This window comes from Arthrobacter sp. BE255, assembly GCF_031457335.1.
GTDB lineage: Bacteria > Actinomycetota > Actinomycetes > Actinomycetales > Micrococcaceae > Arthrobacter.
On record NZ_JAVDWK010000008.1, the window covers coordinates 214,456 to 226,918 of the forward strand.

General features: G+C 65.2%; 3 protein-coding genes. All 3 read right to left on the reverse strand.

All coding sequences use genetic code 11. The features are described from left to right. Positions 1 to 34: 34 nt before the first annotated feature. A complete protein-coding gene (locus J2X42_RS15185; RefSeq protein WP_310166506.1) occupies positions 35 to 1,006 on the reverse strand; it encodes a MoxR family ATPase in 972 nt (323 codons plus the stop codon). Positions 1,007 to 1,084: 78 nt separating this feature from the next. Continuing rightward, the gene (locus J2X42_RS15190; protein ID WP_310166508.1) at positions 1,085 to 7,216 is read right to left on the reverse strand and encodes an Ig-like domain-containing protein; all 6,132 of its coding nucleotides are present in this window, start codon (positions 7,214 to 7,216) and stop codon (positions 1,085 to 1,087) included. Between the two features lie 136 nt (positions 7,217 to 7,352). Next, positions 7,353 to 12,422: an Ig-like domain-containing protein gene (locus J2X42_RS15195; RefSeq protein ID WP_310166510.1), complete on the reverse strand. Its 5,070-nt coding sequence runs from the start codon at positions 12,420 to 12,422 to the stop codon at positions 7,353 to 7,355. Positions 12,423 to 12,463: the final 41 nt, after the last annotated feature.

Below are 12,463 nucleotides of genomic sequence, written 5' to 3' on the forward strand. Positions count from 1 at the left end.
TGCGCTGGGTGGTGGTCGGGAGGTCCTGGAACCGTCAGAGGGTGGCGCGCTGCTGCGGGGCAGCGACGTCGGACAGCACGCGGGCCAGGACAGCCTCGGGCGTGGCGCCGGAGAATTCTGCCTCCGGGTCCATCACAAACCGGTGGGTCCACACGACGGGAGCGAGTTCCTTGACGTCGTCGGGCAGGACGAAGTTCCGGCCCTGGCCTGCCGCCCAGACCTTCGCGGCGCGGACCATGGCGATCGCGCCGCGCACGGAAACGCCCAGCCGGGTCTCGGGAGCGTTGCGGGTTTCCTCGCAGAGACGGGAGATGTATTCGAGCACGGCGGTGTCCACGTGGACGGTTGCGGCGAGGTCGGCCATGTCCGCCACGGCCTGGGTGGTGATCACTGCGGTGATCTCCTTGGAGCGGTCCTTGAGGTTGGCGCCGCCCAGCAGCCGGACCGTGGAGGCGTGGTCCGGGTAGCCGATGGAGGTCTTGATCAGGAAGCGGTCCAGCTGTGCTTCGGGCAGCCGGTAGGTGCCCGCCTGCTCGATGGGGTTCTGCGTGGCCATGACCATGAACGGCCGTCCTGCCTCGTAGGTGACGCCGTCAACGGTGACCCTGGACTCCTCCATGACCTCCAGCAGGGCCGACTGGGTCTTCGGCGATGCACGGTTGATCTCGTCGGCCAGGACGATGTTATTGAAGATCGGTCCCTTGTGGAACTCGAACTTCTGCGTCTTCTGGTCGTAGATGGTCACACCGGTCACGTCCGACGGCAGCAGGTCGGGAGTGAACTGGATGCGGTTGTTGGAGCCCTGCACGGTGGCTGCCAAGGCGCGCGCCAATGAGGTCTTGCCGGTGCCCGGGGCGTCCTCGAACAAGACGTGGCCCTCGGCGAGCATTGCCGTGAAAGTCAGCCGGATGACGTGTTCCTTGCCCAGAACCGCCTGTCCGACGTTGGCAACGAGCTTTTCGAAGGTACCTGCAAACCATTCGGCCTGCTCAGTTGTCATTGTCATGCGGTGGATCCTCTTCTTGTTCAAGGTTTCGTCGGTCCCGGAATTCCAGGCCCGACCGTTGGGTCGAGTGGTAGCTGACTAGCGGTTGGGCATCCCGTTGGGTGGGTTGCACCCCAGGTTCGAGGTGTCGCAGCGGAGCCAGTTGCCGGCCGCCATGCCACTGGTGAGGTGGTACCAGATGCCCGTGGGGTTGTTGGACGTCTTGTACCAGACCTGGTAGCGGTCCGATTGCGCGGCGGCGCCGGCATCCAGCCATTTGCCCTCGCCGTTGCATTGTGACGGGTTGCCGGCGACATAGCTGTCCGTGCCCTTGCGGGGTTCGGTGCAGCTGCGGACCGGACTTGCCGTGATGCCCCACGACGTGGGCGGCGGGGGTGTGGGGTCCGCCCCGGAACGGGAATTTGCCTGGCCTGCGGGGCCCACCGCCGCAGTCACGGCACGGACCTTCAGCGTGCGGACCTGGTCCCAGCCGCCAGCCGATCGGTCGAAGCGGTTTGCCAAGCCAACACTGGTCCAGGCTCCCCCTTCATAACTGACCTCGAAGTGATCGAGCGGGCGGCCATTGGTGGCCGGGTTATTCCACGTCCAGTGCACGTCGCCATCCCCCTGGGCCGAGGTCCGTCCGTCCACGTTGGGCGCGTTGGGCGGTCCATAGGGGTTGCCGGTGCCGATGGCTTTGGCGTCGCCGGAGACGTTGTTCTTGGTGGACGTGGCGATGATGGTGACCGTAATGTCCCGGCCGTTGGTCAGTCCGTTGATGTTTCCGCCGCCGGCCGGGATGCTCCCCGACCGGCCGTCCGCGTTGTAGGTGTACTGGATTTCGGTCTCCAGCGACCCGTTGCGCTGGGGCTGCGTCAGTGGTGTGAAGGTCACCCTGAGCTGGCCGCTGGTGCCCGTATCGGCCACCGTGCCGCCGCTGACCTGCCCCGGCTTGCCTGCCGCCCGGATCTGGGCGGACTGCGCGCTGGTTCCGCTGGTACCGGCCTTGTTGGTGGCCGAGACGGTGAACGTGTAGTTCGCCTCGGAGTTGTCCACGGTGACGTTCTGCGTGGTTCCGCCCGTTACCGGCTGGGAGGCCACAACGGCCCCACCCCGCAGGGTGGTGAGAGTGTACGAGGACACAGGATCACCGTTGTTGTTCGGCGCTGCCCAGCTGACCTTCAGTTGGCTTTGCGTACCAACAGAGCCGGCCTGCGAAGCGGTGGGAGCTGCTGGAGTCGCCGGCACACCCGCCGGTATTTCGGCAGCTGAGTAGGGACTCCATTCGGACGGGTCCTTGGCATCGTTGCGGGCCAGGACGCGGACCTTGTAGGACACGCCGTTCTGGAGTCCCTTCCAGACGTAGCTGACCGCTGTCAGGTTCTGGATCTGCGCGTTCTGTCCCGGCGGGGCGGGCGAGATCTCCAGGTCGTAGGACTTGACTGGGGACCCCTTGCTGGCGGGCGCCACCCAGGTCACGGAGAGCTGCTTGTCACCGAACTTCAGTGTGGGCGCCAGCGGGGTGTCCGGTTTGACGTCGGGCCGGACTTCGGCGGAGGCCGGGGATCGGTCCGACTCACCGAACTCGTTGGTGGCCGTCACCTGGAAGTGGTACTTGGTGTTGTTGATGAGACCGTTCAAGGTGCAGGTGTTCGCCGGGCAGTCCTGGCGGAAGCCGGACTCGCCATAGACCGTGTACTTGGTGATGGGTGAACCGCGGTCTGCCGGAGCCGACCAGTTCAGCAGGGCGGTCTGGTCCCCCACGCTCTGCGCCTGCGGCGTGGTGGGTGCCAGTGGCTTGTCCTTGACGGTCAGGCGGATGCGGGCCGTTGCCTGCCGTGAGGACTCCTCCGTCTTGTCCGCCACCGTGTAGGAAACCACCATGGACCCGGAGAAACCCGGAGCCGGTGTAACCACCACGGAGTCGCCGGACACCTCCACGTTTCCGCTTCCGGTTTCGGCACCCGCGGCCACGATTTTCAGTGCCGTCTCCGGGAACGGGTTCGAATCGTTGGCCAGCACCTTCACCGTGACCGGCTTTCCGGCGGCCGCGTTGGGTTCGAGGTCATCGTTGGCCACAGGTTTGGGCCGGTTGGAAGCTGTTACGGCCAGCTGGTAGGTGGCGGTGGCTTCAAGCCCGCGTGAATCTTTGGCTTTGACCTGGATGGCGCCCGTTGTGCCGGTGGATGTTGAACCGTCAACCGACGTTTTGAGGGTCTTGCCGTCGATCCTGGCGTTGAAGCTGGCTGGGCTGCCGCCAACAAGTTCGTACTTCATGTTGTCAACGTCGTCCCGGTCGGGGTCCGACGTGAGGGGGCCCAGGTCCAGGTCCACCGATTCGCCCTTGGGTACCTCAACAGTGGCGCCCAGCAGGGTGGGCGGGTTGTTCCGATTGGGATCGGGCAGAACCTTGGTGCGGATGCTGAGTGTGGACTTCAGGCCCTCGGGATCGTCCGGACCGGTGCCGTCGGTCACCTCGAAGCTGAGCGAGCCCGGCCCCACGTAGTCGGTGCCCGCGGTGTATTTGAGCGACGTCGCGCTGCCGCCGGTGGGGTCCCCGCCCTCGGCGCCGATGAGTTTGATCCGGTCTGTCTGCGTGATCCGCGGGGAGCGTCCTTCCCGGACCTTGACCCACTCGTTCAGGTCCACGGTCACGGACTGGCCGGCGATGACCTCGATCACCTCGTCCTTCGCGAGTGTGGGGACCTGCTGCCCGATGCCCGGCACCCAGATGATCGCGGTGGACTTCTGCCCGTCCACGTCCTCCACGGTGTAGGGAATCAGCTGCGGCTGCTCCGTCAGGTCAACAAGCATGTTGCCGTCGGCGCCGGGCCGTGCCGTGCTGGCCTCGGTGCTGATCTTCAGGTTCTCGCCCACGCCGTCAGGATCTTCGTCGTTTTTCAGGACCGGTACATCCACGGCCGTCTTGCCCATGGTCTGGGCGGAGGTCACCCTGTCGTCGCGGGCAATGGGTGCCTGCAGCGGAACCTCGTTGTCCACCACCACGCGGATGGTGGCCTGGCCGGTGGCGTCACGGTCATCGGCGATGGTGTACCGCACGTTGACCGTCCCCGCGGCACCCGGCGCCAGCAGGATGATGCGGCCGCTTGTTTTGCTGACGGTGGCCTGCAGGGCATCGTCGGCCTCGATGCCGTCGGTGAGGATGCGGATGATGTCGCCGTCGGGATCGGTGTCGTTGCCGGTGGCGTCGACGGCGATCTGGCGTCCGGGCCGGACCTTGACTTCGTCGTCCACGGGGGTGGGGTTCTGGTTGGTTTCGCCGCGCGGGGCGATGCCCACCGTCACGGTGCCGGTGTTGACGGCGCCCTGGCGGTCCACCACTTTGTAACGGAACGTATCGGTTCCGGCGCCGTCGCCGGCGGCGGTGAAGTCGATGAAGTTGCTGCCCACTGTGGCGGTTCCCATGGCCGGCGTGCTGTCGATTCCGGTCAGCTGCACGGAGTCGCCGTCGGGATCGATGCCGTCCAGCGGCACGGGGATGCGCACCGTACCGGCCGCGACCACGCGTGCGGTCAGGTTCCGGGGCTGGGGCCGGGAATTCTCGGACCCTTCCAGCGGAAGGATGTGGATGGTCACCGCAGCGGCGCTCTTTTGACCCTGCGGGTCCACGGCGTTGTAAATGGCCCGGACGGTCTTCGGCTGGGAACCTGCAATGAACCGCAGGGTGTTTTCCGAGACGAAGCCTTTGCCGTCCAGCTCATCCACGCCCTGCGGCAGGACCGGATCCACGGTCAGCTTCTCGCCCTGCGGGTGCGTGTCGTTCTCCAGCACGGGGATGGTGACGACGTCGTTGACCCGGACGTTCACTTCGTCCGGTTTCGGCTGGGGGGCTTCGACGACGGCGGGAGCGGGCACCGGGACCACGGAGACGCTGCCGGTGGCGGACTTGCGGCCGTTGGACATGGTGTATTCGAACAGGAACGGTTCCTTGGTGCCCAGGACGTCGGTGATGCGAAGGACGCTGTGGTCGATCACGCTGACGGACGCGGTGATGTTGTCCGGGAGCTGCACGGACTGCAGGACCAGTACTCCGCCGGAGGGGTCGGAGTCGTTGGCGAGCGGGTCGAGGAGCACGCTGCCGCCGGTGGGCATCAGGCCGACGTCGTGCACGGCGACGGGGTCGCCGGTGTCCTTGCCGGATTCGACGTCCACGCGGATGAGTCCCTGGCTGCTCTGCGGGCCGTTGCTTGCAATGTAGGTCAGGTAGACGGGTCCCGGGGTGGTGCTCTTGAACGTGAAGGTCCCGCCGTCGGTCACGGGTCCAAGATCGGCCGGTCCGTTGGCTTCAACCTGGGCAAGGCGCAGTGCACCGCCGTTGGGGTCGACGTCGTTCTTTAGGGGCGCGATCACCAGGTCCTGGCCGACCACTGCCGTGACGTGGTCCGCGTTGACGACGGGGGCCAGCGCGCCGGGTGGCTGGACGTTGACCACGACTTTTCCGGTGACCGTGGCACGGCCGTCCCAGATGGTGACGGTGACGTTTTTCTTGCCGGCGGTGGCGCCGGAGTCCTGGAAAGTCAGCAGGCCGTCGCGCCGGACCTTGACCTGGTCCTGGTCGTTGTCCGCTTTCGCGTCCATGAGGACCAGGTCGTCGCCGTCGGGGTCCATCCAGTCCGTGAGGATGTTCTGGCTGACGGTCTTGCCCTGTTCCACCAGCATGGTGGTGGCGTCACCGCCGCGCTTGAACTGGGGTGGCCGGTTTTCCTCCGGGCCCACCACGCTGAGCGTGACCTGGCCGCCCGCGGAAAGGCCGCGGCCGTCGGCAGCGTTGTAGTCGAATGTTTCGGTGCCCGGCTGGGCGTCCGCCGGCACCGAGATCTGGAAGGCGGTGCCGCCGTAGATGCTTTCGAGGCTTCCGGCTTTGGGCCCCGCGTTGCCGACGGCGGCAGTGAGGACGTCGCCGTCGGGATCGGAATCGTTGTCCAGGACGCTGAGGATGGTGGTGCGTCCGGGCCGGACGCCCACGGCGTCCGGTTTGGTTTCCGGCGGCCGGTTGGGCTTGGTGCGGTCCGGGAGGACGTTGATGGTGTTGTTGTCGGCCGATTCCTGGTCCTGCTCGTCGGATTCGTTCTTGGGCGGGATGACGTCGTCCCAGTTGTTCACGAGCTGCATGTTCTGGTTCACCAGCCACACATTCCCGGAATTCACATCATTGAGGACCACCAGGTCCCGGTTCACCCGGAAAACATACGACGGCGACGCACTCGCCTTCGGCACCTCAACGTTCTTATCATCAGCATCATTCGTGCAATCCCGGACATACTTGTTAGCACCGGACCACGCCGCATGCACACACCCGCCCAACTGCACCGGCGCCGCCGGCACACCCTCACCATCAAAGGCCACCGTCTTCGCCGCCGAACCATCCAACGGCTGCTTCAACAACGCCTTCTGCGTCGAAACCGCCACAAAATCACTGCCCGGACCACCCTGCTGCAACCTCGCATCCCGCGCGTTCTCCAACTGCAGCCGCTTACCACCGGGCAAAAACAGCTTCCCCGCCGCAGCATCCAGCACCACCGGCTTATCCCCCACCACCGTGATCTGCAGATCCCCGGCACCCTTCAGCTCACCCCAGGTACTCGAATCCGAGGACACCACCCCACCATCCGCATCAACCGTTGTGACAGTCACAGCACCGGACTTCGGATCCGCAGAATAAATCCGGTCATCAGCACCCACCGCCGACACCAGACCCGCCGACCCCACCATCACCGGCTCCGACGCCTCCTGGTCAAAACCATTCACCGTCGACGGCGACACCGCCCACACCTTGCCCGACGACGCATCCGTCACAGAAATAACATCCGCCCCGAAGCTCACCTCCGCCGAACCCGGCAACTGCTTATCCCCACCCAAACGCATATTCGCAGGAGAAACCTGGTTCAACGTCGAACCCGTCTCATCATCCACAAACACATCCCCCGCATTCTGAAGGATCTCAAACGTCGTACTCGCAGGAGTCACCGCACCATCAAGAACCCGCGACGGATAATTCAACCGCCCCACAGCATTCTTCGACTTCGAAACAACCCACACACCACCATCGTTCAACTCCACCTCAGTGGTCTTGAACCCCGGATACAACACAGCACCCGTCACCAACACCACCACCGCAACACCAAACGCCCCACCAGACACCAAACGCCTATGGCGCTTCGTGAGTCTGTTATGGCGCTTCAGCCCAAGCTTCCCCAGCAGAGTTGTCACAGCGTTACTTTTCCCTCAAATTTGTGGCTGCCCCCAGGCGAGCCTGTCGAAAGACCCGGTATCAGGCTCTCTGTTCCCCGCGTTAGCCTACCCAACCCCTTGAGGGGCTGCGATGGGGAGACCTCCCCTGTCCTCGTTAGCGGCATTCCGGAATCCCGTGCGGGCCGGGGTTTCCGAGCGTTGTGTTGTTGGAATGGATGGTCCGCCCGACGTAGCGGCCGTCAGCCTGCGAGCTGATCAGGTACCACTGGCCGGCGCCGCGGCCGTCGCCGGTGGTGCGCCACATCCAGCAGCTCACGGTGAAGTTGTCGCCGGTGTAGATCCACGGGTACCCGCGGACCTGGCCGCCGCAGAGGTGGCCGGGAGTGGTTGAGTCCCACGAGGTCTGGCCGGAAGCGGGTGAGTCCGTGCACGTGCGGTAGCCGGCCGACGGTACGGTGGCATCCCAGCTGGTCTTGGCCGGGCCGGACTGGGCCGCAGCCGTCGCCATGGCGCCGCCTGTTCCAAGGGAGTTGACGGTCTGCACGTCGATGGAATGCCGTTCGTCGAAGCCGCCGGTGTTCACGGTTCGGCTTCCTGACGCAGCTACCCGTTCCCAGGTCCCGCCGTCGATCCTGATCTGGGTGTACGCCACATCGTTGGTGGCCGTCGACGGGGAATTCCAGCTGAAGCTCAAGGATTTCTGGTTCTGGCCGCCGTTCTGTCCGGAAGCGGACGGCGTACCCGGAGCTCCGTAGGGCGTCGCGCGGGCCGGTGTACTGGCATCGGAACTGGGTGCCACGCTGGAGTTGGCTGTCACGGTAACCGCGACCTCCGCGCCGTTGCTGAATCCGCCGACCGTGCCGCCGGGGGTGATGGGTCCGCTGGCACCGTTGCTGGCGTTGTAGCTGTAGCTGACCTCGTCCCGGGCCGAACCGTTCCGTTCGGCGTCGGTGAGCGGCCTGAAGTTGATGGTCAGCTGCCTGCCGGCTCCTCCCGTGTTGGCCGGAGCGGCGGTGACGCCGGAAACCTGGCCGAGCTTGCCGGTGGCACGGCGGGGCGCCGACGGGGCGCTGACGGCACCCTTTCCGGCTTTGTTTTCCGCCTGGACGGTGAAGGTATAGGAGGACTCGGAGTTGTTCGCAGTAAAGTTGGCGGTCCGTTCCGTGCCGGCGACGGTCTGGGTCTGGGCTGCCCCGCCCCCGCCGCTCATGGTGACGTAGTAGGTCCGGATGGGATCGCCGTTGGTGTTCGGTTCGTTCCAGCTGACCTTCAGCTGGTTCTGGGTCCCCACCGAAGATGCCACGGCCGAGGTTGGGGCCGCCGGCGCTGCCGGAACCCCTGCCGGGTTGTCCTCGGCGGAGTAGATGCCCCATTCGGAGGGACCGAGCTCGTTGACGGCCTGGGCCCGGACTTTGTATTTGACGCCGTTGGTGAGCGCGGGCCAGGTGTAGCTCAGCCCGGTGACGCCGTTCTTCACGGCGACGCCGCTGGCGGGAGGCGGCGAGATCTCGAGGTTGTATTCCTTCACGGCAGAGCCCTCCGTTTTCGCCGGCGCCCAGGTGATCTGCATGTCCTTGTCGCCGGCCTTGACGGCGGGTGCCTCCGGCGGCGACGGTTTTTCGTCCGGCCGGATTTCGTTTGATGGGGGCGATGAAATGGAGTCGCCCACCTCGTTGGTGGCGGTGACAGTGAAGACGTATTTCACATCATTGGTGAGCCCGCTCAAAGTGCAGGTTGTTGTCACACATTCCTGGGTGAACCCGCTGGATGTGACCGTGTATTTGGTGATCGGCGCTCCGTTGTCGGACGGCGGGGCCCATTTCAGGACCGCAGTGCGGCTTCTTACATCGGTCGCGGACGGCGCGGACGGCGCGTCGGGTTTGTCCCGGACTGTGAGCCGCAGGCGGCCGCTGGCTTGGCGGGACAGGTCGCCGGTCTTGTCCGTCACGGTGTACCGGATCACCATGACGCCCTTGAAGCCCTCTGACGGAGTCACCCTGATGGAATCACCCTCAACTACGGGCTGGCCGCTGGCTGAGCCCGTTTCCACGCTGGCCGCAACGATTTTCAGGGCCGTGTCGGTGAAGGGGTTGTAGTCGTTGGCGAGGACGTTGACGGTTTCGGTGCGTCCGGCGTTGGCCTTGTCCACGGCGTCGTCGTTGGCTACCGGCATCGGCCGGTTGGACGCGACGTGCCTGGCCACAACCGTTGCGGTTACCGCGGGAGAACGGCCATCCGTGACCTTCAGCGGAATGGCTCCGGTGAACCCGACGCCCACAGAAGTTTCCGCGGTGACTTTCAGCACCGGCCCGTCCAGCTCGGCATTGAGCCCGGTGGGGAGGGTGCCGTCCAGTTCAAACTTGAGGTTGCCCTGGTCCTTTTCGTCCACGTCCTTTGCCAGGCCGGAGAGGTCCAGCGTGGCGGTCTCCGCTTTCGGCACGTCCAGGGAGCCGCCGCTGAAGGTCGGCGGATGGTTGGCGTTTGGATCAGGGATGACCCGGGTCATGATGACAAGGGTGGACTTCAGCCCTTCAGGATCATCGGCCCTGTTTCCGTCGGTGACCTCGAACGTCAGCGACCCGGGACCAACGTAGTCCGGCTTTGCCGCATAGCGGAGGCCTGTGCCGTCGGAGACGATGACGCCCTCCGGGGAACCGCCCTGTACCTGGACTTTCTCCGCGACCGTGATGCGGGGGCGCTTTCCCTCCCGCACCTTCACGAACTCGTTCAGGTCGAGCGTCACTTCCTTGCCGGACATCACCTCTACGACGTCGGTACTGGCCAACGTCGGATACTGCTCGCCGACGCCGGGAATCCACATCACCGCCGTCGACGTTTGTCCGTCAGTGTCGGTGACTGAATACGGAATGAGCTGGTCCGCCGCCGCGAGCGTCACGACGACGTTACCCGAGCCGCCGTCGCGGGCGTTGGGGTTGCCGTCGGGAAGCGAGATTTTCAACTCTTCGGCCACGCCGTCAGGATCAGAGTCGTTCTTGAGGACCGGAACATCCACGGCAGTCTTGCCCAGCGTCTCGGACATGCTCACCCTGTCGTCCTTGGCAATGGGCCGCTGAAGTGGGGCGTCAGGGCTGACCCTGACGCGGATGACGGCGCTGCCCTGGGCTTGCTTGTCATCCTGGATCTGGTAACGGATGCTTTCATTGCCCGCCGCGGCCGGTGCCCTGAAGCGCACTTTGGAAGTGTCTGTCGCTTCAACCTGAAGCTCCGGCTTGGCTTCAAAAGAGTTCGAAAGCAAGGAAATGGGGTCGCCGTCCGGATCGGAGTCGTTGGTCAGTGCCTCGACGGCCACGTTCCGTCCGGGCCTGATGTCCACGGCGTCGTCAATGGCGACGGGTTTCTGGTTGTTGGGTTCAGGCGGCGCTATGCCCACGATGACTGTCCCCGTGTTCTCCGCCCCGATCCGGTCCCGTACCCGGTAGGTGAAGGTGTCGGTTCCTGCTCCGTCGCCGGCGGCGGTGAACTCAAGGTAGCCGTCCTTGACCACCGCAGTTCCCATGCCGGGCGCCTTGTCAATGCCCAGGAGCTGGACGGAATCGCCGTTGGTGTCGATGCCGTCAAGGGGTACTGGAATCTTTACCACCATCCCCGCGACAACGCGGGCGGTGAGGTTCCTCGGCTCCGGACGGGAGTTTCGCTCATCGTCGCGGGCCTGGATGCGGATGGTGACCTGCTGGGAGTCAATCTGGCCGGACTCGTTCTGGACTTTGTAGATGGCGTAGACGGTTTTTGGCTCCGGACCCGCCACGAACCGCAGGTAGTCCCCGGACACGAAGATCCGGCCGTCGGCAGCGTCCGGCTGCTGGGCAAGCTCCGGAACGAGCGTGAGCTTCCGGCCGTTCGGGTCAGTATCGTTGGCCAGCACCGGGATACTGACCACGTCATCGGTCCGGACGGTGGCTTCGTCCGGTTTGGCCTGGGGTGCCTGGAGTTTGGTGGGCGCCGGGACCATCAGGACGGAAATCTCGCCGGCAGCCGAGGAGCGGCCGTTGGAGACGGTGTACTTGAGGGTCAGCTGGCCCTGGGCGCGGATGTCCGTGATCCTGACCACAGAATGGTCCAGCACTGCCACGCTGACGGGCAGGTCGGCGTCGGCGGTTACAGACTGCACCACCAGTACACCGCCTGAAGGATCAGAGTCGTTGCCCAGCACGTCCACCAGGACGTCGCCGCCGGTGGGCAGCAGGGCAATGTCGCGAACAGCGACGGGCACGCCCTCGTTGTTCCCGGGCACTACGTCAACGCGCACCAGCTGCTGGGCACTGGCAGGGCCGTTGGTGACCAGATAGGAGACGTAGTGGGCTCCGGGAGCGGCGGAATTGAAGGTAAAGGTCTGCTGGTCCGGATTGAGCGTGGCCGTTGACTGGGGATCCGCCGTGGCCTGGGCCAGCCTCAGCACTCCGCCCTGCGGGTCGGAATCGTTCTTCAGCGGCGTGATGACGGTGTCCGCACCCGCGACGGCAACGACGTGGTCGGCGTTGGCGATCGGCGGGAGCGCTCCGGGCAGGCGGACATCAACGGTGATCTTTCCTTCGGCGGTGGCCTGGCCGTCAGAGACCGTAACGGTCAGGACCTTGCGGCCCGGTGCAGTTCCTGAGTCCTGGAAGGTGAGCTGGCCGTCGGGACGTATCCTGACCTGGTCCTGGGGATCGGTGCTTGCGGCGGACACGGCGAAGAGGTCGTCGCCGTCCGGATCGATCCAGTCTGTGAGGAGGTTCTGGGTGATGCTCTTGCCGGCCTGCAGCACCAGGGTGGTGTTGCGGTTCGCCTTTTGCCGTGGTGCCGAGTTCTCGCCGGGCGGCACGATGTTCAGGGCGACGTCGGCGGTTGCGGACAGTCCGCGTCCGTCGTCCACCGTGTATTTGAAGCTTTCGCTGCCGGTCTTCTCGGCGGGGACTGTGATCTGGAAGCCTGTGGAGCCGTAAATGGGAGCAACGGATCCCGATTTCAGGGCATCGGGTGTACGGACCGTCAGGATGTCGCCGTCAGGGTCGGTGTCGTTGTCCAGGACCGGCAGGATGGTGGTTTTCCCGGCGCGGACGCCGAAGGAGTCCGGGTTCGCCACCGGTGCGCTGTTGGGTTTGGTCCGGTCCGGCAGGACTGTCTGCTGGACTTCGTCGGCGGAGTCCTTGTCGGCGTCGTCCGAGGTCTCCTTGGGCGGGATGACGTCGTCCCAGTTGTTCACGAGCTGCATGTTCTGGTTCACCAGCCACACATTCCCGGAATTCACATCATTGAGGACCACCA

Coding starts and splice junctions, on each gene's coding strand:
- J2X42_RS15185 (WP_310166506.1), bottom strand. CDS start 1,006: ATGACAATGACAACTGAGCAGGCCGAATGGTTTGCAGGTACCTTCGAA.